Annotated in this window: 21 protein-coding genes, 5 tRNA genes and 1 pseudogene; 21 read left to right on the top strand and 6 right to left on the bottom strand. The window is 58.1% G+C overall.

All coding sequences use genetic code 11. The features are described 5' to 3' along the window. The first annotated feature begins 64 nt into the window (after positions 1 to 64). Positions 65 to 151 (top strand) — tRNA-Ser (locus WG934_RS00800). Positions 152 to 155: 4 nt separating this feature from the next. On the opposite strand, the gene WG934_RS00805 is transcribed toward WG934_RS00800, so the two are convergent. Continuing rightward, positions 156 to 479 (bottom strand): hypothetical protein, encoded by a 324-nt coding sequence (locus tag WG934_RS00805; protein ID WP_339988291.1) that lies wholly within the window; start codon positions 477 to 479, stop codon positions 156 to 158. A 385-nt stretch (positions 480 to 864) separates the two neighbouring features. On the opposite strand from WG934_RS00805, the gene WG934_RS00810 reads away from it, so the two are divergent. Together WG934_RS00810 and WG934_RS00815 are read left to right on the top strand one after the other, a co-directional pair. After that, a complete protein-coding gene (locus tag WG934_RS00810) occupies positions 865 to 1,101 on the top strand; it encodes a hypothetical protein (RefSeq protein WP_339988293.1) in 237 nt (78 codons plus the stop codon). A gap of 108 nt (positions 1,102 to 1,209) precedes the next feature. After that, positions 1,210 to 1,917 carry a hypothetical protein gene (locus WG934_RS00815; RefSeq protein WP_339976600.1) on the top strand — a complete coding sequence of 236 codons (708 nt, stop codon included), beginning with the start codon at positions 1,210 to 1,212 and terminating at the stop codon, positions 1,915 to 1,917. Here the strand turns inward: WG934_RS00815 and hisC are convergent. After that, positions 1,914 to 3,053, bottom strand: coding sequence for a histidinol-phosphate transaminase (hisC, locus tag WG934_RS00820; protein WP_339976602.1), 1,140 nt, complete (start codon positions 3,051 to 3,053; stop codon positions 1,914 to 1,916). The two genes, WG934_RS00815 and hisC, sit on opposite strands and share 4 nt — an antisense overlap. A gap of 122 nt (positions 3,054 to 3,175) precedes the next feature. Here hisC and WG934_RS00825 point away from each other — a divergent pair. The 7 genes from WG934_RS00825 to WG934_RS00855 all read left to right on the top strand — a co-directional run bounded on the left by WG934_RS00825 (position 3,176) and on the right by WG934_RS00855 (position 8,612). Beyond that, positions 3,176 to 3,265, top strand: a tRNA-Ser gene (locus WG934_RS00825). Between the two features lies 1 nt (position 3,266). After that, a tRNA-Arg gene (locus WG934_RS00830) sits at positions 3,267 to 3,342 on the top strand. Positions 3,343 to 3,567: 225 nt separating this feature from the next. Beyond that, complete coding sequence (locus WG934_RS00835; protein WP_339988295.1) at positions 3,568 to 5,187, top strand: ABC transporter substrate-binding protein; 1,620 nt, start codon at positions 3,568 to 3,570, stop codon at positions 5,185 to 5,187. Between the two features lie 51 nt (positions 5,188 to 5,238). Then, complete coding sequence (locus tag WG934_RS00840; RefSeq protein WP_339988376.1) at positions 5,239 to 6,189, top strand: ABC transporter permease; 951 nt, start codon at positions 5,239 to 5,241, stop codon at positions 6,187 to 6,189. Then, positions 6,182 to 7,828 (top strand): ABC transporter permease subunit, encoded by a 1,647-nt coding sequence (locus tag WG934_RS00845; protein ID WP_339988296.1) that lies wholly within the window; start codon positions 6,182 to 6,184, stop codon positions 7,826 to 7,828. Before WG934_RS00840 ends, WG934_RS00845 begins: the two co-directional genes overlap by 8 nt. Positions 7,829 to 7,830: 2 nt before the next feature. Next, the gene (locus WG934_RS00850; RefSeq protein WP_339988298.1) at positions 7,831 to 8,460 is read left to right on the top strand and encodes an ABC transporter ATP-binding protein; all 630 of its coding nucleotides are present in this window, start codon (positions 7,831 to 7,833) and stop codon (positions 8,458 to 8,460) included. A gap of 76 nt (positions 8,461 to 8,536) precedes the next feature. Continuing rightward, positions 8,537 to 8,612, top strand: a tRNA-Arg gene (locus tag WG934_RS00855). Positions 8,613 to 8,700: 88 nt separating this feature from the next. Here WG934_RS00855 and WG934_RS00860 read toward each other — a convergent pair. Next, on the bottom strand, positions 8,701 to 9,660 hold the full coding sequence (locus WG934_RS00860) for a diaminopimelate dehydrogenase (protein WP_339988300.1): 960 nt from the start codon (positions 9,658 to 9,660) through the stop codon (positions 8,701 to 8,703). A gap of 87 nt (positions 9,661 to 9,747) precedes the next feature. After that, positions 9,748 to 10,752, bottom strand: coding sequence for a prephenate dehydrogenase (locus tag WG934_RS00865; RefSeq protein ID WP_339988302.1), 1,005 nt, complete (start codon positions 10,750 to 10,752; stop codon positions 9,748 to 9,750). 39 nt (positions 10,753 to 10,791) lie between these two features. Between WG934_RS00865 and WG934_RS00870 the strand changes: the two genes are divergently transcribed. The 6 genes and pseudogenes from WG934_RS00870 to WG934_RS00895 all read left to right on the top strand — a co-directional run bounded on the left by WG934_RS00870 (position 10,792) and on the right by WG934_RS00895 (position 16,785). Beyond that, positions 10,792 to 11,316 carry a tRNA adenosine deaminase-associated protein gene (locus tag WG934_RS00870; protein ID WP_339988304.1) on the top strand — a complete coding sequence of 175 codons (525 nt, stop codon included), beginning with the start codon at positions 10,792 to 10,794 and terminating at the stop codon, positions 11,314 to 11,316. After that, positions 11,306 to 11,806: a tRNA adenosine(34) deaminase TadA gene (tadA, locus tag WG934_RS00875; protein ID WP_339988306.1), complete on the top strand. Its 501-nt coding sequence runs from the start codon at positions 11,306 to 11,308 to the stop codon at positions 11,804 to 11,806. Before WG934_RS00870 ends, tadA begins: the two co-directional genes overlap by 11 nt. Positions 11,807 to 11,957: 151 nt before the next feature. After that, positions 11,958 to 12,146: a CsbD family protein gene (locus WG934_RS00880; protein WP_339988308.1), complete on the top strand. Its 189-nt coding sequence runs from the start codon at positions 11,958 to 11,960 to the stop codon at positions 12,144 to 12,146. Between the two features lie 54 nt (positions 12,147 to 12,200). Next, a tRNA-Ser gene (locus tag WG934_RS00885) sits at positions 12,201 to 12,291 on the top strand. 159 nt (positions 12,292 to 12,450) lie between these two features. Further along, a pseudogene (locus WG934_RS00890) lies at positions 12,451 to 14,838 on the top strand (MMPL family transporter); the annotation flags it as partial. Positions 14,839 to 15,435: 597 nt separating this feature from the next. Continuing rightward, positions 15,436 to 16,785: a tRNA guanosine(34) transglycosylase Tgt gene (locus WG934_RS00895; RefSeq protein WP_339988312.1), complete on the top strand. Its 1,350-nt coding sequence runs from the start codon at positions 15,436 to 15,438 to the stop codon at positions 16,783 to 16,785. On the opposite strand, the gene WG934_RS00900 is transcribed toward WG934_RS00895, so the two are convergent. Further along, complete coding sequence (locus WG934_RS00900; RefSeq protein ID WP_339988314.1) at positions 16,769 to 18,025, bottom strand: HNH endonuclease signature motif containing protein; 1,257 nt, start codon at positions 18,023 to 18,025, stop codon at positions 16,769 to 16,771. The genes WG934_RS00895 and WG934_RS00900 overlap by 17 nt on opposite strands. Before the next feature lie 204 nt (positions 18,026 to 18,229). On the opposite strand from WG934_RS00900, the gene WG934_RS00905 reads away from it, so the two are divergent. Next, positions 18,230 to 19,252: an ABC transporter ATP-binding protein gene (locus WG934_RS00905; protein ID WP_339988316.1), complete on the top strand. Its 1,023-nt coding sequence runs from the start codon at positions 18,230 to 18,232 to the stop codon at positions 19,250 to 19,252. Beyond that, positions 19,245 to 20,012, top strand: coding sequence for an ABC transporter permease (locus WG934_RS00910; protein WP_339988318.1), 768 nt, complete (start codon positions 19,245 to 19,247; stop codon positions 20,010 to 20,012). The genes WG934_RS00905 and WG934_RS00910 overlap by 8 nt, the downstream gene beginning before the upstream one ends. A 15-nt stretch (positions 20,013 to 20,027) precedes the next feature. Here the strand turns inward: WG934_RS00910 and WG934_RS00915 are convergent, their stop codons facing one another. Then, positions 20,028 to 20,786 (bottom strand): queuosine precursor transporter, encoded by a 759-nt coding sequence (locus WG934_RS00915; protein WP_445228159.1) that lies wholly within the window; start codon positions 20,784 to 20,786, stop codon positions 20,028 to 20,030. 78 nt (positions 20,787 to 20,864) lie between these two features. Here WG934_RS00915 and WG934_RS00920 point away from each other — a divergent pair, with 78 nt between their 5' ends. From WG934_RS00920 to WG934_RS00930, 3 genes are read left to right on the top strand one after another with little or no spacing between them, the layout of a single operon-like run. Then, positions 20,865 to 21,290: a hypothetical protein gene (locus tag WG934_RS00920; RefSeq protein WP_339988320.1), complete on the top strand. Its 426-nt coding sequence runs from the start codon at positions 20,865 to 20,867 to the stop codon at positions 21,288 to 21,290. Next, on the top strand, positions 21,268 to 22,152 hold the full coding sequence (gluQRS, locus tag WG934_RS00925) for a tRNA glutamyl-Q(34) synthetase GluQRS (RefSeq protein WP_339976631.1): 885 nt from the start codon (positions 21,268 to 21,270) through the stop codon (positions 22,150 to 22,152). Before WG934_RS00920 ends, gluQRS begins: the two co-directional genes overlap by 23 nt. A 23-nt stretch (positions 22,153 to 22,175) precedes the next feature. Continuing rightward, positions 22,176 to 22,625: a flavodoxin family protein gene (locus WG934_RS00930; protein WP_339988322.1), complete on the top strand. Its 450-nt coding sequence runs from the start codon at positions 22,176 to 22,178 to the stop codon at positions 22,623 to 22,625. The last annotated feature ends 8 nt before the right edge of the window (positions 22,626 to 22,633 follow it).

Raw genomic sequence — 22,633 nt, forward strand, 5'->3', positions numbered from 1 at the left:
GTTGTGCCAGTTTTTCTTAAACCCCGTTTGCTGGTTATGATGTGCAAGTCGCCTTTAGCGATGAGGAAGTGTGGCAGAGTGGCCGAATGCACTCGCCTTGAAAGCGAGCGTCCCGTGAAACGGACCGGGGGTTCAAATCCCTCCACTTCCGCAATTTATGCAGGAACGCAGCACCGATTCCTGTGTGCCCACATGAGGAAGCTGACCAGAATGTTGGGTCTTGCCGCTAGAAGCGGGTAATGCATCATGAGGGTGCGGCTTTCGTTGGCTGCCTTGGCGATGGTACGTCCTCGTCTGGATCCGTTGTGTTGGACTGCTAGTGGGGCAGTCGCTTCGTCGACAAGCACTAGCTTCGCGCGATACTCGGGAAAGAGGCGCGGGTACTTGATGTGCTCTCGTTGCACGTCAGTAACGTATTCCCATGCGACGTAGATGCCTCCCACTGTGATGCCCTGTCGCGTGACAATCAAGCGATTCATGCGGATATTGCGGGGCAATAGCGTCAGCCACGGTGTGACAAGGCAAACGATTCCACAGGGCAAAATGAATAAGAAAGTCCGCAAAAGTGCAGCCTTTTCGGGGCCCGTGAACCCGTTAATCGGATATTCAGTGAATGCCTCGTACACCTTGTACAAAAGGACTACTCCGAGAAGTAATATCACTGCCACCGCTATAAACCATGAGAGGCCGTAGCCGATCTGCACCTCACCACTGTGCAGAAAGCGACGCTGAAGCTTCTTTAACGAATACACGCGACTTTTCCCCTTTCCTCAGTAATCAGATGCGGGGACGATGGGAAAAGTTCCTTTTCATTCGCACTTTTTATTTGCACTCTAGTTGGGGAAGTAGGTATCGTCCGCGCTCATGGAAAACGCGATTAACGAGAGTCACGTAGGCTTCTGGGCCACTGGCGAGTGGCAGCTTGAGGAGCCTCGCCCACTCGTGCGTGGCATTATCGCGCGCATCGAAAGTGACGCATCGGTCGCATTGTTCTGCCCGGTGGACGGGGTAATCAACGTGTTTTCGCAAGATGAAGTGACACTTATCGACGGCCTCTCCCGTGTATGGGATAACTCGGGAGCGCCAGCCTTTCGAAAGTAAGTTCCCACCTAAAGAAGTTCCCCTCCAGATAGTAATCCGGCTTTGGCATTATCCTGGAGTTGCGCTTGAATGGAGCGTAAGTGCTGGTTGCAAAGGGGAGTTGTCGCTATGTCGGGTAATGAGCAAAACAATGGTTTTGGCGGATATGGCAGTTATGGCGGTGGCTCGAATCCGGAGGAGACTTCTGTAGATAACAACCAGGCATGGTCCAGTGATTCTCGGTGGAATCAGGAACCGCAGAATCCTTTTCGACAGTCGCCACCCCAGCCTCAGCCAATGCCGGCTATGTCACCCATGCAACCAGAGCCACAAAAGCAGAAGCGGGATAACACGAGTCTGCTCATCGTCATCGCTGCAATTTTGGGCGTGATCGTCCTCGCGCTGGGTGGCTACCTGGGATACACAATGATGTCCGATTCCGGTTCGAACGATTCCGGGCAGTTCGCCGAAGGCGCAAACAATGCCAATAAGGGTGCGAACAGCGATAACAACGACGGCGCTGCCGAAGAGACCACCGAAGAAGCCCCAGCACGCGCCCAAAACTGGACACAGCCTGCAGGCTGGACAAAGTGTGGTGGCAGTGGCGACCCTGGAGATCTCAACCTCTACTTCGCTGGAACCAGCACCACAACCTGTGGTTTTGTGTCGAATGTGCGCGACGCGGTCGTCGACAAGTACCTGGACTCAGGTGAGCTGGAAGGCACCGTCAATGCCTACAGTCCAACAACCGGCCTGAATTACACCATGACCTGCACTGATGACGGCGATGTTGTGACGTGCACCGGCGGTCGAAACGCTGTCGTGCACATCGTTTAAACGCCCAACGCAGCCAGCAGCTGGTCAGATTCCTCGGCGGTCGTCACCGTGATGCGCACGCCTTCGCCCGCGAAGCAGCGAACCAGTACTTTCTTGTCTGCCAATGCAGCAGCGAGGTCGACGCTGGTCTGAAGGCGATCGTCGCCAAGCGCAGCGCCCAGGGAAGCCACACGCTCCTCTGGGATCCATACGAAGTTCGCCTGCGAATCCGGCACCACAATTTCTGCACCGGCAGCGACGTTAATCGCAGTGGTGACCCGCACTCGCTGCTCCTGCACGCTCGCGATACGCTCGCGCAACTCGTCGCCCGCGCGCAGCGATTCCGTCGCCGCGACCTGCGCCAACGTGTTCACCGAAAACGGAATACACACCTTATTCAGCGCCTCGATCACCCGCGTATCGCCAAACGCGTACCCCACGCGGAGCCCAGCGAGCCCGTACACCTTCGAAAACGTCCGCAGGCCAACCAGATTCGGATACTTTGCGACGATCTCCTCCGAATGCAGCATCGTGCCTCGGGTGGTGTCGTCGGCAAGCTCGATGTAAGCCTCGTCGAGTGCGACCACGATGTGTGCGGGCACCCTCGCCATGAAGGACTCGAACTCTTCGCGCGTCACCGTGGTGCCGGTCGGGTTGTTCGGGTTGCAGACGAAAATCAGACGAGTGTGTTCGGTGATCGCATCGACCATCGCGTCGAGATCATTGCGGAACTCGCTGTTCAGCGGGATAGCAACCGGGGTGGCGCCAGTGATGCGCGTGAGGATCGGGTACGCCTCGAAACTGCGCCATGGGAAAATCACTTCATCGCCAGGGCCAGCAGTTATCTGCACAAGCTGGAGACACAGCGCTGAGGAACCACAGCCGATGGTGATGTTGTCGGCGGGGAGACCGAGATGGGAAGCAAGCTCATTGCGCAGCGCAACAGTGCCCATGTCTGGGTAGCGATTGATGCTTGTCTCCGGGGTGCTAATGGTCTGCGCGATGGCATCAGTGACCTGGGGAAGCGGCGCGTGGGCCATTTCGTTCGATGCAAGCTTGAGTGCACCAGGAACTGTCTTGCCCGGGACATAGGCCGCGATAGCGTCGAGGTCCGGGCGAATATGCGGTGCAGTGTTCTGGGCATCTGGCGAAGTCATGGAGATAACTTTAGCGCTTGCCTGTTGACCGCGATAGCAGTGGTAGCAGCTGTTTTGCCCTTTCGTCGATTGGTTATGTAAACTTCCGGGAGATGAATTGGTCTTTGTGGACTGGTTCTCGCGGAGGCGTGCCAGAGTGGCCGAATGGGGCTCCCTGCTAAGGAGTTGCTCGCGTTAGCGGGCCGGAGGTTCGAATCCTCTCGCCTCCGCCACGCGCCCGTAGCTCAACGGATAGAGCATCTGACTACGGATCAGAAGGTTAGGGGTTCGAATCCCTTCGGGCGCACCAAATAGGAAAGACCCGCACTTCGGTGCGGGTCTTTTTTTTGCTGGTCGGTTGGTCTGGGGCGACAGTTTCGTGCACAAGCGCTGACTTGCCAGCTCTGACCTGCCTATATGCGTACATTCGCAGAAGCTAACACTGTTGGGGCTACCCCATTAAAGTGATAACTTTGAGGGGTATTTGGTGTTCGCAATAAGGTCGTCACAGGTCCTGGGAAGCAGGGTATTTTCAATGAATCGGCTGTCGGCTCGGCATCTGGCTATGGCAGGGACAGCGATCCTTGCCGGCGTGGCCTTGGCAGCTTGTGGAACAGGAAACGCTACATCCGCGCACAATGGTGGCGACTACCCAACCCGGCTCACTCTGTCGGGTGGCTATTCAGACGAGAATTACCACCCAGCTTTCGGTCACAGTGAATCCGGGGTCAGCATGGTCTATGACGGGCTGCTCCGTCCGGAACCGACCAACGGTCCAGGTAGCATCCCCAATCTGGTACCAGCACTCGCTGACACAGCGCCGAAACCCAGCGAGAATGGCAAGACGTGGACCGTCACCCTTCGCGACAATGTGACCTTTTCTGATGGCTCCGAATTCGATGCCGCCGACGTAAAAGCCACCTACGATGTCGCCCGGGACGCTTCCACTGGCTCGGCAATTTCCCACATGTATTCGGTGATTGAAGATGTCGAGGTCGCCGATAAGCAAACTGTGGCGTTCCATCTGAACCTCCCGTATGGCAATTTTCCGGCGCGACTAACACTCGGAATTGCGCCATCCGAGCTGGTCGGGGAGGGGACGGTCGATAGTGGGCCGCTTGCTCAGCGCCCGGTGGGAACGGGACCGTATGTGTTGAAGGAGCACACGGGGAACGAGGCTCGGTTTACGGCCCGCGAGGATTACTGGGCCGGCACTCCCGCTATCAAGGACGTGGTTGTTGCCGTGATCGCGGACGATGCGGCGCGTGCGCAGCGTGTTGCTACCGGCGAGCTCAGTGGCGCGATCATCGCTCCGTCGATGGCGAAGAATTACGAGAATAAGCCGGGGTTGCGGGTGGTCTCAACGCCGTCGGCTGATTGGCGCTCCATTTCGCTGCCGGACACGCCATTTTTGCGGGCTCCGGAGGTGCGTCGTGCGCTGAACCTTGCGGTGGATCGTGACGCAATGGTCGCAGGCCCGATGGCAGGGCACGGCACGCCGATTTCACATCCTATCTCGGAGTTCTATGGCGACGCGCACAATCCGGACGCAGTGTTTGCGCACGATGTTGCTCAGGCTGAAAAGCTTCTCGACGACGCCGGCTGGCACAAAGGCCCCGATGGGGTCCGTGCGAAGGACGGGGTAAAGGCCGAGATTCCACTGCTGTATGTGGGGGATGACACGATGCGTCGCGATATGGCCGTGGAATTCGCAGCTCAAATGGAGAAAACCGGTGTGAAGTTCACACCTCAGGCATCCAATTGGGATGAGATCACGCCACAGATGGACAAGGTCGCGGTCGTGTTAGCGGGCGGTACGTCTCCGTACGATGTGGATTTGTTGGTCTACGACTTGTTGCATTCTCGTCAGAAAGACACGTCAGAGTACGACAACCCTGGCGATCACGGTTCACCGGAACTAGATGCAGCGTTGGACAAGGCTCGTGCTGCACAAGATCCGCAAGAGCGTGCGCAGGCCTACCGAGACGTTCAAGAGCTGTACCTGGACAACCCATCGTCGGTGTTCCTTGCCTACGCTGATCATGTGTATCTCGAACAGGAAAACACGTGGGACCAGGGCTCAGCGGTGCTGGAGCCTCATCTGCATAGCGCCACCTGGGGCCCGTGGTGGAACCTTGGGCAGTGGAAGCAGTAGCGCGTGAAAGCGGCCCTTCGCGATCGCGATAACCTGCGCGGCCTCGCGCCCATGATCGCGTGGCGACTCGTCGCCATTGCCCTCATCAGCATCGTGGTGTCATTTGTCATCTTTGCACTGGCAGCATTGTCGCCGTTTAACCCGTTACAGAGTTACGCAGGTGCACACACGACTGCCATGTCTACTGCCGAGCGTGACAGCCTAGAAGCTGCTCTTGGACTCGATAAGGCGTGGTATCAGCACTGGTGGGACTGGTGCGCAGGTGTGTTGACTGGCGACCTCGGCTACTCCCGTTCCTATACTCGTCCGGTTACACAGGTATTGGCCGAGCGTTTGCCTTGGACCCTGCTGCTGTCTGCCACCGGCATTGCAATCACTGTTGTTCTAGCGATCGCCCTTGGTGTGTTTGCGGGACGACGACCGGGCGGGGTCGTCGATAAGTTGTGCATCGGGCTGTCGGTATTCCTAAGTGCGACTCCATCGTTTGTGTATTCACTCGCCGTGCTCATGGTTTTTGCAGTGATTATGCAGGTTATTCCGGCGGGTGGCGCTGCGCCGATTGGGTATGACCCAACGATGTCCACGATCGGGCCGTACCTGGTGGGTCCAGCGGTTGTGTTGGCGCTTACGCAATTGCCGTGGCCGTTGCTGGCGGTTCGTCAAGCGACGGCGGAGGCTATGCACTCGCCGGCTGTGGAAGCGGCGTATGCGCGCGGGCTGTCGTCCCGCCGTGTGGTAGCGATGCACATTGCACCTATGTCCCTGATGCCGTTGGTGACTCTCATTGGTGGCCGGCTGTCAGAACTTGTCGTCGGCGCGGTCATTGTCGAGGCTGTTTTCGCCTGGCCTGGCATCGCAGAAGCGACCATCGACGCTGCGCGTACCGTCGACTTTCCGTTGCTTGCCGTCACCACGGTGCTGACAACTGTACTGGTCATGGTCGGTTCACTCCTCGCCGATGTCGCGTATAAGTTCGTGGATCCGAGGGTGACCGATGTCTGATTCCACCCGAGCCCCGTCCTCCCACCAAAAACCCCGCTGGTGGCGTTTCGTCCCATTGCTGATCGTGGTCGCATTTGCTCTGGTGGTGCCATTGATCTGGCCAGCTCCGACGGCAGATTTCTCGCGCGCCCTACAAGCCCCAAGTAGTGAGTTCATCGCTGGCACCGACCACTACGGCTTCGACTTGTGGACTCGCACTGCCCTCGGCCTGCGCGTGTCCCTTCTTATTGGAGTGGTATCAGCGCTGGCTGCAACGGCAATCGGAGTCATTGTTGGCCTTCTCGCCGCGGCATTCGGCGGCACAGTCGATCGCATTTTGATGCGCCTCACCGATGCCGTCAATTCCATCCCGCATCTCATTCTCTCCGTCGTCATCGTCGCGCTGTTCCGTGGCTCAATCACTGCGCTGATCATCTCGATCGCCATCACACACTGGACTCAAGTTGCTCGCGTTGTTCGCTCGACGGTGCTGACTGCACGCGAGTCTGAATATGTCGCTGCGTCGTATGGCGCGGGAGCTTCACGACGATGGGTCCTAACCAATCACCTCCTCCCATCCGCGATGGGACAGGCGGTTATTGCCGTTCTTATGCTGGTACCTCATGCGGTGTGGCATGAATCCGCACTGTCGTTCCTGGGTTTGGGCTTGCAACCAGATTTTCCATCTTTGGGCACGTTGCTGGATCAGGCTCGCGCGGACATCATGCTCGGTGCTTGGTGGGTGCTGGTCGTGCCGGGAATCGCACTTCTAGCTGCGTCGTTGTCTTTGGTGGCGGTAGTGCCGAAGGAGGTACTACTAGGTAGTTCGCGCCCCGACATGCCGGCACCGAGAGCCAGCGCCGACCTTCCCACAGTCTCATTTACTGACCGCGATTCTGGCGTCACTAATCTGTCGATCACCATTACGTCCGACAAGCACCGCACCATTCCTGCCGTCGTCAATGCGACACTCAACATCACTCCCGGCACTGTCCACGGTCTCATCGGTGGCTCCGGCTCCGGTAAGTCCACACTGGGTCGGGTGTTGTGTGGTCTGGTACCACCGCAGGCCAAGGTCAGTGGCGACATTATCGTCGCAGGCCAGCGAAACCCCGCTGCACGATCTGCCGCTCTCATCCCCCAGGCTCCGGCGTTGTCCTTCACTCCGGTACGTCGCCTAGGTCCGCAGCTTGCCGAGATTCTCCGAGCTGCAGGGCGGAACGGGACGGATGGTGACGTCGTAAAGCTATTGGAACAGGTGCGCCTGGAGCCAAGTGCGGCGACGATGTTCCCGCACCAGCTTTCCGGCGGGATGGCGCAGCGAGCGGCGATTGCTGCGGCACTGGCAACTGGGCGCACGACGCTAGTTGCGGACGAGCCGACATCTGCGCTGGATCCGCAGCTCACCAGGGAAATCCTGGGTCTGCTCCGCGAGCTAGCCGACGACGGATACGCCGTGCTTCTCATCACTCATGATGTCGAAGATGTGCGAGAGGCAGGTGTGTGCGATGAGCTGAGCGTCATGAGGCAGGGGCACATCCTGGAACATGGTCCCGCTGGGGATGTACTGCATCACCCTCAGGCGCCATACACACAGGCGTTGCTGGCTGCGCTGCCGAGCGGTGGCATGCGCATCACAGATGGATTCGAGAGGGGATAAACATGGGACTGCGTGCTCGCAATATTGCCCACTCGTTTGCTGGTCGAGAGGTGCTCCGCGACATCATGCTGCGCGTCGCGCCGGGCGAAATCGTCGGTCTCGTAGGCCCGTCGGGTTCGGGCAAGACCACTCTTGGGCGCATTCTCACTGGTCGAATCACGCCTCGCGCCGGTGCGGTGACGGTGGACGGTGTGGCTTTGGGGGAGGCTCGTCGTGATGTGGCTTTTATCGGCCAATCGCCCCGCGAAGCGTGCAATCCGCGCTGGACTTTGCGACGAATCATCGCCGAGCCAGCGCTCATCGCATCGGATCAAGGGCGAGCACAGTCGGAAGCACAGTCGGCAGCGGAATCAGTCCTGTTGACGGAAGATCTGCTCGATCGGGTGCCGAGTGACGTCTCAGACGGTCAATTGCAGCGGGCCGTGATCGCGAGAGCGTTAGTGCAGAAGCCGAAGTACCTTGTGTGCGACGAGCCAACGTCGATGTTGGATCCCATCACGACGGCAACAGTTGTCGCGGCATTGCGCACCGAGGCGGGGGTTCTTTTCATTTCGCATGACCGGCGATTGCTGGCAGCCGTAGCGGACCGGGTGTTCGAGTTGCGGGATGGCGAGTTGCTTTTAGGTAACTGACCAGGGGATTTGTTGGTTCTAGCAGGTTGAGTGTAGAGTTCTATTTCGTTGCAAGGGCGAGAGCCCAGTACAACATGCGCCCGTAGCTCAACGGATAGAGCATCTGACTACGGATCAGAAGGTTAGGGGTTCGAATCCCTTCGGGCGCACCACATGAAAAAGACCCGCACTTCGGTGCGGGTCTTTTTGTATTGGTTGGCTGGGCTGTCTGCGCGCAGTGCGCGCTCAGCCGACGGACAATTACAGCTTGCCCGCGATTAAATCGTCGAGAGGCTCAGCGGACAGCAGGTAAGGGGCGACCTCGAAGACGGTGCGTGCACCAACTTCGCCAGCTTCCTTCATGCGGTATGCAGCACGACCATATGCGACCTGCACAGCAGCAGTGAAGTCCGGGTTGCGCTCCAGGGTCAGGCCGAATTCGATGACGTGGCCGGAGGTACCAGCATTGCCACGAGTGATGACCTGGCCGCCGTGTGGCATGCCCTGGTGGTCACGGTCGAACTCCTCTTCCGAGATGAAGTCGACGACCGTTTCGTAAGGTGCGAAGTAGTCAGGCATGTTCACGATGGTTTCGCGGATGGAGTCTTCCATCGCTGGATCCTCGGCAACCACGTAGCAGTGACGCAGGTGGCACTCGTTGCCCTTTAGATCTGCGCCCTCGCCTCGCTTGACGGCTTCCATTGCCTCCGGGTTTGGCTTCGTGTACTGAACGCCCTTCTTGACTCCCGGCACGCGACGTACCGCATCCGAGTGCCCCTGCGACAAACCTGGTCCCCAGAAGGTCATCTGATCTGCACCTGGCAGCACAGCGGTGCCAAGTACACGGTTGAGGGAGAAGAATCCTGGATCCCAACCGGTCGAGATCATGGCCAGGTTGCCACCCTCGCGCGCTGCAGCGTCCATTGCTGCGCGATGGGCTGGGATTTCGTGGTGATTGTCGTAGGTATCAACTGTGGTGTAATGCTTCGCCAGTTCCGGCGCCTGCTCTGGCACGTCCGTTGCAGAGCCCAGGCATACAAAGAGAATGTCTACTTCTTCCTTGTACTTCTCGACGTCCGCGGCTGGCAATACACGCGCATCGGTATCGAGTGAGTCGCGGCGGGAAAAAATGCCGACGAGCTCCATGTCCGGCTGGTCTGCGATGACCTTCTCGACGCTCTTGCCGAGGTTGCCGTATCCGATAATTGCGGAACGAATCATAAAGAAGAGTCCTTTCTCTCGGTTCTTTTTCTACTGCCTAGAACCGTTGAATATCAATAGTGCAGCACCAAATAGGTCGGTTTAGCGCTATGTATTTTCAAACACATCAATGCGCCCGCCGATGCTCTCTGCGTGACGGAGCTGGTCAAGCCAGTTGTCGTCGTTAAGCGAAACTCTAATGACTGGGCGCATTCCGGTGCGTGCTTCGAAGCGAGTGCGGGCATCAAAGCCGGCCTGCGACAGTCGCGTGGCAGTGCCGTCTGTGGTGAGTTCAGTTCGAGCATCGGTCAGCAGCTCGATGACTTCGTCGAGTGCGCCGAGTACCGGCTCGACATTGTTGTCACACCACGACAGCACCATGTCAGGCTCAGCCGCCGCTACCCGCGTGCCGTCGCGGAATGATCCCGCGGCCAGCGACATCGGCAGTTGACCTCCCGCATCTCCAGTCACCGCTACTGCGTATGCCACGAGGTGTGGCATGTGTGAGATCTTTGCGACGGCCTGATCATGCGCAAGCGACCGCGCAGGCACAATTTCGCTGCCGAGCCGAGTGCCGAGGGACACCACGTCGCGGAACGTCTGCAGCCATGACTCGGGGAGTTCGGCTTCGGGGTCGGTGTCTGCCATTTCTTCGGCGAGATCGTAGGTGATAACCCAGGGGGCGCCGTCGAAAAGACCAGTCACAGTCGCATCCCAGCCGGACTTCGCGCTGCCAGCCATGGGATGAGCGCCGACATAGCGGTATTGCATGTTGTGTTCGCGGACGGCATCGAGGACGGCAGTCTTGACGCTGACCACATCAGTAATGCCACAATCCGGCGCGTGCTCCGCGATAGCGTCGAGCATTCGACCGACGACGGTCATCGGCGTACCAATGACGATCAGCGCCTTTTCGTCCTGGGCGCGCTGCAATGTGGCATCCAAATCAGCGGAAGCATCGTAGCCTTCGGACACTGCGGCATCGACAGTTTCCGACGAGCGATTCCAGCCGAATGCCGGGTGACCCGCGTCTTTAAGATCACGTAGCATCGACCCACCAATGAGCCCGAGGCCCAAGATGCAAATAGGGGTGGAGGTAAGTTGCGTAGTCACAGTGACAAGTGTGTCACATGCCGACTACCGTTGGGGGCTATGAGCACCAGCTATTCCGGGTCGAATGACCCCAACGATGATCGTTCTTTTGCCGTCGCGCTCATCCTCGGCGATGACGGTTGGGCGGTCCGCGACTTGGGCGACGATGCCCTGGATTCTCTGGCGGATGCTGTTTCTGCTTTGCGACGACTCCGCAGCGAGCATGCTTCCTTCGGCATGTTGAATATCGACGATGACTACTTCATTCTTGTTCGTCCCGTCCCCGGAGCATCGCGTGTGTTGCTGTCGGACGCGACGGCGGCGGTGACTGATGACATTGCTGCAGATGTTTTCGATGAGTTGGACGAGGACATTCCAGACATTGATGAAGATGATCTGGACGATGTGGACTCGTGGGCCGAAGGTGACTTGGAAATCCTCGCTGACTTGGGAGTTCCCGAGGACGTGCTGTCAGTTATCTGTGACGATCAGTCTCTGTGGGCCTCCGAGCAGCTGTACTCGATCGCTGAGGAACTTGGCTGCGCGGACCAGTTGGCCGAGGTGACGGGTATGGATGTCTACTGATCCGACGGTAGAGACAGTCCTGCCACGGCCACTCGCCGATATCCGCGATGAAGAGTGGATGCGCCTCGCCATCGACGTAGCTAACCGCACGCCAGCTGGTGATGTTCCGGTCGGAGCAATCGTTGTTGGTCCTGATGGGGAGATTATTGCTGAGGCAACGAATCGTCGTGAAGCAGATGCCGACCCGATGGCGCACGCAGAAGTTCTCGCGTTGCAGAGGGCGGCGAAAGCTCTCGGGGACGGGTGGCGGTTAGAGGATTGCACGCTGGTGGTGACCCTCGAGCCGTGCGTGATGTGTGCGGGTGCGGCTGTGATGTCGCGGGTCGGACGCGTGGTGTTTGGCGCATGGTCGGCGAAGACGGGCGCGTGTGGGTCGCTCGTGGATGTGATTCGCGAACCAGCGCATGTATTTGCTCCGCAAGTGCGCGGGGGAGTGCTTGCCGATGAATGTGCCGGATTGCTGCCTGCCTTCTTTCAGGGCAAACGGTAGGTATTGCTGGGGTATGTGCGAGATTGGCAGTCACCGCTTGGTTACGGTCTGATGAAAGTCGTTTAACAACTCGTGCTTTTTGTGGATTGTGTGGGGTCGATGCGTTTACCGTGGATAGCACCACTACGAAAGCCATGGAAGGTGATCGACAATGAGTAACTTCGGTAACAAGGCAGAAGAGTTCGCCGGCAAGGCGAAGGAACAGGCTGGCGCAGCTACTGGCAACAAGAACCTCGAGAACGAGGGCAAGGGCGACCAGGCCAAGGCTGATATGAAGCAGGGCGTCGAAGACGCAAAGGACAAGGCAACCGAGACCCTGGGCAAGTTCAGCGACAAGTAGTTCCTGACCTGCTGATTTGTTAGTTAGTACATAGCTTCGGTAACGTTTCTCGGCGGTGGCGTGTCCGAGCGGCCGAAGGTGAAGCACTCGAAATGCTTTGTGCGGTAACCCCGTACCGAGGGTTCAAATCCCTCCGCCACCGCCATTAACCTCTCATTCGCATTCGTGCGGGTGGGAGGTTTTTTGTATGCGTAGACTAATCACACTAGTCCCAATATTCACATTGGGTAGCCCGTGTTACTGTTGGAATGTTTAGTATGCGAAAAATCGCGGGATTGTAATCGCTTGAAGGGAATTCCAGAAGATGGCTAAGGCCCTGTTCAACCTTGGCAGGTGGTCCTACCTGCATAAATGGACGGTGATCGTAGCGTGGGTTCTTATTGTTGCTGGCATTGGTGGCTCGGCCGCCACGCTGCAAAAGGGCTTCATGGATCAGTTCTCCATTCCTGGCATGCCGTCAGCGATTGCGTCGAAAATGATCGAGAAGAAGTTCCCCGACGAGCCAAACCCCATTCGTCAGCAAATGGTTTATGTGGTGTTCGAGGCTCCGGAGGGGCAGAAGCTTGAAGAGCCACAGAATATGGAGGCGATGGATGCCGTCGTCTCCTCCATTAAAGAGGACGTCGGCCAGAAAGATGATGTTCTCCAGCTCGTGAATCCGGTGACCCTCAACAAGGGTCTCCAGGAGAAAGTCATTGAAGCAGGTACGAGTTCCGGCTTGCCAGAGGACGTCGCAAAGCAAGACGCTTACGCTCTGAGAACGCTTTCCGACGACGGTCGCTACGGCATCTCAACGTTTACCTTCGATGTGTTAGTGCCGGCAGATATTGAGCCGGAAAATCATGCTGCCCTCGAAGCAGCGATGCAAAAGGGCCGCGATGCCGGTCTGAAAGTCGAAGCCATGGGTCCGGGCATGCAGGCTCCGGTGGCGGTGCAGGCGACGTCTGAGGTTATCGGCCTGTCGGTGGCGTTTATTGTTCTGATTATTACATTCGGTTCGATCGCTGCCGCTGGTTTGCCGTTGTTGACGGCTGTAGTGGGCATCATCATTGGTTCGCTCGCAGTGGTCTTGTCGACGCGGTTCACCGATGTCAACTCCATTACTCCGGTGCTTGCCGTCATGATTGGCCTGGCCGTGGGCATCGACTACGCGCTATTTATTCTGTCGCGCTATAGAGCCGAACGAGCTCGAGGTATGACCAGGGCTGATGCCGTGGGCATGGCGACGGGCACGGCGGGTTCGTCAGTTGTGTTCGCTGGTCTGACGGTAATTGTGGCGCTGGCGGCGCTGGTTATTGCGAAAATTCCATTCCTGTCGTTGATGGGTATTTCTGCGGCGTTCACTGTGTTCGTGGCAGTGCTGGTGTCGCTGACGCTGCTGCCTGCATTGATGGCGTTGTTTGGTGACAAGATTTTCGCTCTCAAAGTGCCTGGCATCGCGGGTAATCCATTCAAGGGTGGTCGTCGTCCGCTGTTTGCTGGCAAGACGATGGGGCGTCGTTGGGTTGAGCTGATTCACAAGGTTCCTGGACTGTTCTTGGTCGGGTCGGTTGGCTTGTTGTTGGCTTTGGCTGTGCCCGCAATGAATCTGTCATTGGCGTTGCCATCGGACTCGACGGCTGAGTTTGATTCGACGAACCGCAAGGCCATCACTATGGCCGAGGAGGGCTTCGGGCCTGGTCGAAATTCGCAGCTGATTATTGTCGCAGATGCCGACAACGTGAATCCGGAAGCCCCGGCTCTTCAGCCACTGATCGACACGATCATGGCGGCGGATCCGCAGATGCCGAAGGAAGATGCTGCACGGAAGGCGTCGTATAGCTACGCGTTGGATCAGCTGAAGGCAAATGTCGGTGTGGAGCATGTGCAGCTCGTCGGCATGAATAAGGACGGCACGGGGGTGAAGATGGTGATGACACCATCGTCCGGCCCTCTCGATCCCGCGACGAAGCAGCTGATGAACGCCGTGCGTGCGCAGCAGAATCAGCTGAAGTCGAGCACCGGTCTGGAGACGGGCGTGACCGGTCTGGTGCCGATTGAAATCGACATTACGGACCGCCTCGGTCAGGCCATGCCGATCTATTTGTCGGTAGTGGTTGGTCTGGCGATCGTACTGTTGCTGCTCGTTTTCCGATCCTTCATGGTGCCGTTGACTGCTGGACTGGGCTTCTTGCTGTCGGTGGCTGCGGCGTTCGGCGTGACGGTGCTGGTGTTCCAGGAAGGCCTGTGGGGAATGGTGGCGACTCCGGGTCCACTGGTGTCGTTCATCCCAATCTTCATGATTGGCGTGACGTTCGGCCTCGCCATGGACTACCAGGTATTCCTCGTGTCGCGTATGCGCGAGCACTTTACGCACAACAAGGGCAAGCCAACTCCGGGTTCGCGCTACACCGCGGTCGAAGAGTCGGTTGTCGAGGGATTCTCACTGGGCGCGCGCGTGGTGACGGCCGCCGCGATCATCATGATCTCCGTCTTCATTGCGTTCATCGGTCAGCCCTTGGCGTTCGTGAAGGTCTTCGGTTTTGCACTGGGTGCGGCTGTGCTTTTCGACGCTTTCGTCGTCCGCATGACCCTCATCCCTGCGTCGATGTTCTTGCTTGGCCGTTCCGTCTGGTGGTTGCCAAAGTGGTTTGACCGCATCTTGCCGACGGTCGATGTCGAAGGTGCTGCCCTCGAGGGGCGTATCGACGAACTCGTTAAGGCTGGGCGCGCCGAACAGGAACACGAGGCTGCGGGTGCTGGTGCCGGCGCTGCGGCGATTGGTACTGCTCGGAAGATGAAGAAGCCGAAGAAGCCGAAGAAGCAAAAGCTGTCGAAGCGGGAGAAGAAGGCTCAGGAGCAGATTGGCGTCGATGAGCTGATTGCTTCGAAGACCGGCGCTCCGCTTCCAGAACCTGAAGTAAACGCGACTGGTGTCGCGGGTGCTGGCGGCATTGCCGCGTTGCTGGCGAAGAAGAAGGCTGACGCGGAAAAGGCTGTCGAGCCAGAAGAGCCAGAGCCAGAAGAGCCAGAGGCAGAAGAGCCGGTGAAGCTTGATGCTGCGGCATATGCATCCGGCAAACTGCCTAAGGGCATGAAGAAGCGTTCTTCGCTGGTGTCCGGTGTAGCCGGTGCGTCGGGAACGATTTCGAAGCCACAAGATCCACCACGCAAGCGAATTTCCGTTGCTGAGCTGGCTCGTCGTGAAGGCACTGAGTTGAAGGGTCCGCGACGTCGTCGGGCCGTGTGGGATCCAAGCGACGACGCGGAATAAGCTTCACTGAGTTTTACCAACTATCGAAGGGACGAGATGTCTGCAGGGTTTGACGTCGTAAAGCAGATCGAGGGTGCGCGAGGGCGTGCGGGTGTCATCACTACTCCGCATGGTGAGGTGCAGACCCCGGCGTTCATTCCCGTGGGCACGAAGGCGACGGTAAAGACGCTGACGCCGGAGCAGATTCGTGGCACGCGCGCGCAGGCGATTCTGTCGAATGCGTATCACTTGTATTTGCAGCCCGGCGATGAAATTGTCGACGCCGCCGGTGGTCTGACCGCATTCTCGAATTGGCGCGGGCCGACGTACACCGATTCGGGTGGCTTCCAGGTCATGAGCTTGGGAGCTGGTTTCAAGAAGACCCTCGCCATGGACGTGACCGGCCTGCAGAACGATGACGTTGTCGCGCCGGGCAAGGAGCGCAATGCGTTCGTTGATGAAGATGGCGTGAATTTTCGTTCTTTCATTGATGGCTCGATGCACCGGTTCACTCCCGAAGTGTCGATGCGCATTCAGCACAATCTGGGCGCCGACATCATGTTCGCGTTCGATGAGCTCACCACTCTGATGAACACTCGTTCCTACCAGGAGTCGTCGGTCGAGCGTACGCATCGTTGGGCTCGTCGCTGCTTGGAGGCTCATAATGCGCTGACCGAGGAGCGCAACCAGGTTCCCGGTTTTGTTCCGAATGCTTCCATGTGGGTGTCGCGGGAGCGTTACGACGACTTCGTCGCCAAGGCTTCCTACTTGGGCGCGGGGGAGAAGCCGCTGCAGCAGCTGTTCGGTGTGGTGCAGGGCGCTCAGTATGAGGATTTGCGTAGGCAGGCGGCGCGCGGTTTGGTGTCGCTGTCTGAGGAGTTCGAGGCTGAGGGCAAGCTTGGTTTTCATGGTTATGGCATTGGTGGTGCCATTGAGAAGCAGCGCTTGGGTGAGATTTGTGGTTGGGTGACGGACGAGTTGCCAGACGATCACCCTCGCCACATGCTGGGCATTTCCGAGCCTGACGATATTTTCGCTGCCGTGGAAAATGGTGCGGACACGTTTGACTGTGTGGCGCCGACCCGTCTTGCTCGCCGTGGTGGCGTGTACACGCTTGATGGGCGTATGACTTTGACGAATGCTCGTTTCAAGACGGATTTCCGCCCGATCGACGCTGAGGTCGCGTCGTACACAACGCTGAACTTCTCGCGTGCGTATTTGCACCATTTGCTGAAGGCGAAGGAGTACCTGGCGGGCACGTTGTGCACGATTCACAACGTGTACTTCATGGTGTCGCTGGTGGACAACATTCGTCAGTCGATCATGGAAGACCGCTTCCACGAGTACCGAGATGAATTCCTCGGTCGCTATTACGCCAATGGTGGGCGAGCTACGGCGGAGAAGTAGCTGGTTGGGGCGCTGCGTCGGAGAACTCGGAGATTATCCATTCGACGAATCTTCGGCGGATTGTCGCGGTCTTTCTAGTGGCTCGCTGGTCGAAGGTTTGCCTCCCGATGCCCGCGAGCGGACCTGATGGGATGCTTCGGGCGGTGATTCCGTCATGTGATGCCCACGTTTCTGTGTGATCCGCGTGGCTGGTGACATCCCATAACTTGTGGGTCTTCAGATTGTGGTGCTTTCTGCAGAGGCAGTGCAGATTGCCTGTGTCAGTCGGGCCACCTTTGGCAGGATCGTCGTGGTTGTATGGCGCGATATGGTCTATGTCGCACTGTTGAGCAGGTACGTCGCATCCTGGAAACCTGCAGGTGCCATCACGGCCACGCACCCGTGCTACCTGCGCGGCTGTTGGGCTGTATGACTGTGAACAACTGTCTCCGGACAGTCGGATATGAGTTGCGCGGTCAATCCATTCCTGCGTCGCGACATCGTTGAGCCAACCAGCACCATCTAGGTAAGCAGGCCCACCGTTTTCGTGTCGGTACACGTTGATAACGACTTGAGCATCGACATTTCCGCGAACGATATGCATTAACGCGTCTGGGATCGTGCATTCACGGCCTTGGGCAATCTCCTGAGCTTTTACGACTTTGATTGCGGCGAAAAGCTCTGTCGCGCGGTCGCGTTCTAGGAGACCGCTAAGGAAACAATGCTGGCCATCTCCAGCATCTTCGCATGTCAGTGCCTCGGACGAAGGCGGCGGAACGGTGGTGCCATCGTTGCGTGCGCGATTGTCGTACTCAACGACGATGTCTCCGACTTTTCGAGCGAGAGTGCGAGGACCGATGAAACCTTGTTGATGACGACGAGGCTTGAGTAGATCGAGAATATGGCGTTCGATTCCAGGCATTTGGCCGTCCTCGATAGCAGCTGTGCCATTCGCAATAATGGACAAATAACGCAGCGGAACGACCTCAGAAGATTCCGCAAAGGCGGCGAGCTTTGGCATGCGGTTGAGCATCAACCCGACGTCGCAAAGCATGAGGCACTGACCGCGACTTAGACCCAGTCGAACCGAAAGCCGCGCTGCGTGATTCTCGACATCCGCGTGCAGCGCAGGTGTGCATGCGAGTGCAAGCTTGAAATCAGCGATGTTGGCAGCACGCGAAAGTGCAGATAGTGGATCGTCCGGGCGTTGATGTGACCAAGACGGTGAATCGTCGTAGCCGGTTGAGTTGAGCGGTGACATGGTTACTTCCCCCTAGAAACCAATGCATCCTTACACGTTTTATCGTACATGCTTTCGATAAGGTATGCAAATGTTTGTTCGAAACAGATGTGTCCACAGCCTTATGCGTCTGCACCCAGTGAACCGCAAACCCCCGCCCGCGATACCCAAAAGGTAGCCCCGGCGCTACTGTCACATCGCGAGCGCTGCTTTAACGTTGGATACATGATCACAGTTGACCGGCTGACGAAGAAGTACAGCGCCAAAACTGCCGTCGAGGACCTGAGTTTCACCGTTCCCGATGGCCTGGTGACCGGCTTCCTCGGGCCCAACGGTTCCGGCAAATCCACGACGATGCGCTGCATGCTGGGGTTGGATGCTCCGACCTCGGGGCAGGTGCTCTTTTCTGGAAGCTTTACGACGGGTACCTACGCCAAGCAGCCGTTTGCTGCGCTGCCTCACAAGATGAACGTCGCCGGGGCGATTTTGGATGCAAGCTGGTTTGCGCCGTCGAGAAGCGGTCGTAACCATCTGCGCGCGATCGCCCGGGGTGCCGGGATTTCCGACGCGCGAGTGGAGGAATGCCTGGATCTGGTCGGCATGACAGATGCCGGGAAGTACAAGGTCGGCGGGTATTCGTTGGGGATGAAGCAACGTCTGGGCGTTGCGACGGCACTGCTCGGGCGTCCTCAGCACCTCATTTTCGACGAACCCATTAACGGTCTTGATCCCGAGGGGGTGACGTGGATGCGTGACACGATTCGTCGGCAAGCTGCGGAGGGGCGCAGCGTGCTGGTGTCGTCACATCTGCTGTCGGAGATGCAGCTGACAGCGGACCGGGTCGTGGTGATTGGTCGCGGAAAATTGATCGGCGAGTACAGCATGGATGAGTTCCTAGCTGGGGGAATGGCCGTGGAGGTCGAAACTCCTCAGGTAGAAGAGTTTGCAGAGCTGGTTCGAGCGCTCGGCATGGGTATCCAAGAAGCAGCCACGCAGCCCACAAATGACTCGGCAAATACCTTCAGAGTTCCGGTGCCAACCGATGCCAATGAGGCTGAAATCCGTCGTCGTATCGCAGAAACCGCGATGGAACGAGGAATTGTGCTCACGCGGCTGACCACGAAGCGCGACAACTTGGAGCAGCGATTCCTAGCTGCAACAGCGGATGCACAGGAGTACTCGACCACGGCCATCAACACGGCCATCAATACGGTCAACACCAACGAGAACGGAAAGTACCATGTCTAGTCTTGTCAATGCGTTGAAGGCGGAGTCGACGAAGATGGTGAGCCTGCGTAGCACGTGGGTGTGGATGATCTTGCTGACCGGTTCTCTGTACGGTCCGCTGATTCTCGTTGGCCTGCTGGGCAAGAGTGGCACCCAAGTGGATTGGGAAATGCTTCTCGTCGGAGCGATGATTTTCTCGCTGATGGCGGTATCGTATGCGGGCTCGTCGATCGCCGCCGAATATTCGGAGAAGATGTACGCGCACGCCTTTCTTAGCCAAGACCGCAGGTCGTACTGGCTGATCGCACGAAGTCTATTGATCATCGTGTTCCTTGCAGCCAATGCGATCGTCGGCGGCTTTATGGCCTGGGTAGTGGTCGCGACGCTGCCGAAGACAGAGTTCGTCGGTGGCGATATCACCCAAGTGTGGGCGCTGTCGATGATGACCTTGATGTTCTCCATCATTGCCATGTGGTGCGCGGTGTTGACGCGTAGTCGCGTTGTTGCCGTCGCGGTGCCATTGGTCTGGATGATTGTGGTGGAACAACTACTGTCCGCTGCAGCCGGGTCCGATATCGGACGCATGTTTTGGCTGGTGGGGCCAGGCACCCGCACTACTCAGATTGCTGGTGTGCTGGGTGGCCACGGCAACGACATGGAAATTGGTTGGCACGCAATGCAGATCCAACCATTGTGGTTCAACGTGGCCGTAGTGCTGGCCTGGATTGGTGTCGCAATCGCGACGAGTTTCTTAGTGAATGCTCGCCGCGACGTGCGCTAACGACGTGCGCTCGCTCTACGCGTAATATCCTTCGCGACGCTTAACCCAGCCAATAACCTGGTACGTCACGGGCATCATCAATACCTCGACCGCTGTCTTCCAGAGGAAACCAACGATCACGTAGTTCACGAACGTGCCCCACGAGTCGATGCCAATCGCCGTCGCAGCGATGGAGCAGAAGATTACGGTATCTACAAGTTCACCAACGATTGTCGAGCCAAGCAGTCGAGCCCATAGCGCGCGCTCACCAGTCTTGCGTTTGATGGCCGTCAGCGACCAGGCATTCAACAGCTGGCCCACCACATAACCGGCCAGACCAGCCAAAACTAGCTGTGGCACCGTACCCAGTACGGCCTCAAATGCGGCCTGATTCTCGTAGAATTCTGCTGCCGGCAGCTTAATGGCGATGAAGAAGCACAGCATCGCAAACGCGAGCACCGCGAAACCGGTCCATACAGCGCGTTGCGTTGCTTTGTATCCGTAGCATTCGGACAGTACGTCACCGATGACGTAGCTCAGCGGAAAGAGGAAAAATGCACCGTCTGTAACCAGGCTGCCAATCTCGACGCCCTTGGTCGCGGTGATATTCGAAACAATCAATACGCCGATGAAGATTGCAATGAATGTTGGGTACATCGTGCGTTGCACGTGAATGTGGCGCACGCTTGACGACGTCGCTGCATTATCACTGTTGTGTGCGGGCGCGTGCGAAGCTGTTGCAGCATCAGCTCCGGCGACACCCGGCCCAGACTTGGGCAAGTTTTCGTTAGTCACGGCTGGGAATGTTACCTGCCAATCTGCTAGTTGCTAATTCCGCGGATAGCCTGGAACTACGTGCACCAAGGAGCAGCAATGAAGATATATAGACGCATCGTCGTAACGTTGTTTTCTGCGATCTTCATACTTGGTGGAATCGCGCATTTCGTTCTCGGTCGGACAAACCCGGAGGGGTACTCGGTGTTTGCGGACACCGCGTTGATCCCGGCGCTTGCGGACTTGTGGCGCAACTTCGCGATGCCCAACATCAGCTGGCTCACCATCGTCCTCGGTTGCTACGAATTCGCTGCCGGCGTTGGCCTTATTCTCCCGCGCACGCGACGCTTCGCGGCCATCGCCATGCTTCTGTTTCTCGTGTTCATCACCGTTGTTGGCTATGGCTTTCCGACGACGACCATCCTCGACGACATCCTCAAGAACCGATTGTTCACTACCGTGATGGCAGTTCTGATCCTTCCGTTGCTTTACGGTAAGAAGCATGACCGCACGAGGCACGTCTGATCTACCAACCGGCCGTTACGCACCATCGCCGACGGGGCGGCTCCACCTCGGCAATCTGCGCACGGCGGTCATTGCGTGGGCGCATGCCCGCGCACACGGAGGGAAGTTTCTCATTCGGATTGAGGACATCGACAGGCAGCGCTCAAAGCCCGAGCATGAGGCGCAGCAGCTCAAAGACCTAGAAGCAATAGGCATCGATTGGGATGGCACGCCGGTACGCCAGTCGGAGAGGACGGAGCTGTATGAGGAGGCCGTCGCAAAGCTCAGCGCACAGGGGCTGACGTACCCGTGTTACTGCACGCGGCGGGAGATCCTGGCGGCGTCGTCTGCTCCGCATGGGGCGCCGGGGGCGTATCCGGGCACGTGTCGGAATCGGGCGGAGGCGGTGCCGGGACGGGAGCCGTCGACGCGGTTGAAGTCGCAGGTCGAGGCCTGGGAGGCGGTCGACGAGCTGCACGGGCGCATCACCGGCACGGTCGATGACTTTATCTTGCGACGCTCCGACCACATGTGGGCCTACAATCTGGCGGTTGTCGTCGATGATGCAGACCAAGGCGTGACGGAAGTCGTACGTGGGGATGACTTATTGGCATCGGCTGCTCGGCAGGCGTACCTTGCGCACCTACTTGGGGAGTCAGCGCCAATGTTCGTACACGTACCGCTGGTGCTGAACAGCGAAGGGCGACGATTGTCGAAGCGAGACGGGGACGTGACACTCGGCGAACTGTCCGTGGAACAGGCACAGCGGTGGATCGTGGGGTCGCTGGGCGCGCCGGGCAGTACTGTGCCGGACTCAATCGCCGACCTGCCCGAAGCATTCCGCAAGGGCCTCGCTATTCCGCGAGAACCAGTTATTTTCTAAGTCCAAGCGCTAGCCTCGACCACATGGCAACTCTCCTCATCGTTCATCATTCGCCGACCCCGTTAACCAGCGAAATTCTCGACGAGGTCCTGAAGGGCGCACGCGACCCCGAACTCGCAGCCGTCGATGTCCGGGTTGTTGAGGCCCTCGACGCGACCAGCGACGATATCCTCGCGGCCGATGCTGTCCTGCTTGGCACGACCGCCAACTTTGGCTATATCTCCGGTGCGCTCAAGCATTTCTTCGACACTACATTTATGGACTGTGCCGACCGCACCCATGGCCTGCCGTTTTCATACTGGATTCGCGGCGGTAAAGACACGACTGGCGCTGAAAAAGCCATGCAATCCATCACCACTGGATACTCGTGGGAGTTGGCGACGGAGCCTGTGGTTTTTGTTGGAGAACTTGACGACGACCGTCGCCAGCAACTCACCAATCTTGGTGGGACGTTGGCAGCTCAATTGCTTTAGTCTGGCAG

The sequence above is a fragment of the Corynebacterium sp. H78 genome (assembly GCF_037572275.1).
GTDB lineage: Bacteria > Actinomycetota > Actinomycetes > Mycobacteriales > Mycobacteriaceae > Corynebacterium.

Excerpts from the sequence above, each read along its gene's own strand:
- WG934_RS00840 (WP_339988376.1), top strand. The coding sequence starts at position 5,239 with ATGATCGCGTGGCGACTCGTCGCCATTGCCCTCATCAGCATCGTGGTG.
- tadA (WP_339988306.1), top strand. The coding sequence starts at position 11,306 with ATGTCTACTGATCCGACGGTAGAGACAGTCCTGCCACGGCCACTCGCC.
- hisC (WP_339976602.1), bottom strand. The coding sequence starts at position 3,053 with ATGACTTCGCCAGATGCCCAGAACACTGCACCGCATATTCGCCCGGAC.
- gluQRS (WP_339976631.1), top strand. The coding sequence starts at position 21,268 with ATGACCGCACGAGGCACGTCTGATCTACCAACCGGCCGTTACGCACCA.
- WG934_RS00870 (WP_339988304.1), top strand. The coding sequence starts at position 10,792 with ATGAGCACCAGCTATTCCGGGTCGAATGACCCCAACGATGATCGTTCT.
- WG934_RS00910 (WP_339988318.1), top strand. The coding sequence starts at position 19,245 with ATGTCTAGTCTTGTCAATGCGTTGAAGGCGGAGTCGACGAAGATGGTG.
- WG934_RS00835 (WP_339988295.1), top strand. The coding sequence starts at position 3,568 with ATGAATCGGCTGTCGGCTCGGCATCTGGCTATGGCAGGGACAGCGATC.
- WG934_RS00845 (WP_339988296.1), top strand. The coding sequence starts at position 6,182 with ATGTCTGATTCCACCCGAGCCCCGTCCTCCCACCAAAAACCCCGCTGG.
- WG934_RS00905 (WP_339988316.1), top strand. The coding sequence starts at position 18,230 with ATGATCACAGTTGACCGGCTGACGAAGAAGTACAGCGCCAAAACTGCC.
- WG934_RS00930 (WP_339988322.1), top strand. The coding sequence starts at position 22,176 with ATGGCAACTCTCCTCATCGTTCATCATTCGCCGACCCCGTTAACCAGC.
- WG934_RS00900 (WP_339988314.1), bottom strand. The coding sequence starts at position 18,025 with ATGTCACCGCTCAACTCAACCGGCTACGACGATTCACCGTCTTGGTCA.
- WG934_RS00880 (WP_339988308.1), top strand. The coding sequence starts at position 11,958 with ATGAGTAACTTCGGTAACAAGGCAGAAGAGTTCGCCGGCAAGGCGAAG.
- WG934_RS00810 (WP_339988293.1), top strand. The coding sequence starts at position 865 with ATGGAAAACGCGATTAACGAGAGTCACGTAGGCTTCTGGGCCACTGGC.
- WG934_RS00920 (WP_339988320.1), top strand. The coding sequence starts at position 20,865 with ATGAAGATATATAGACGCATCGTCGTAACGTTGTTTTCTGCGATCTTC.
- WG934_RS00860 (WP_339988300.1), bottom strand. The coding sequence starts at position 9,660 with ATGATTCGTTCCGCAATTATCGGATACGGCAACCTCGGCAAGAGCGTC.
- WG934_RS00895 (WP_339988312.1), top strand. The coding sequence starts at position 15,436 with ATGTCTGCAGGGTTTGACGTCGTAAAGCAGATCGAGGGTGCGCGAGGG.
- WG934_RS00805 (WP_339988291.1), bottom strand. The coding sequence starts at position 479 with ATGAATCGCTTGATTGTCACGCGACAGGGCATCACAGTGGGAGGCATC.
- WG934_RS00815 (WP_339976600.1), top strand. The coding sequence starts at position 1,210 with ATGTCGGGTAATGAGCAAAACAATGGTTTTGGCGGATATGGCAGTTAT.
- WG934_RS00850 (WP_339988298.1), top strand. The coding sequence starts at position 7,831 with ATGGGACTGCGTGCTCGCAATATTGCCCACTCGTTTGCTGGTCGAGAG.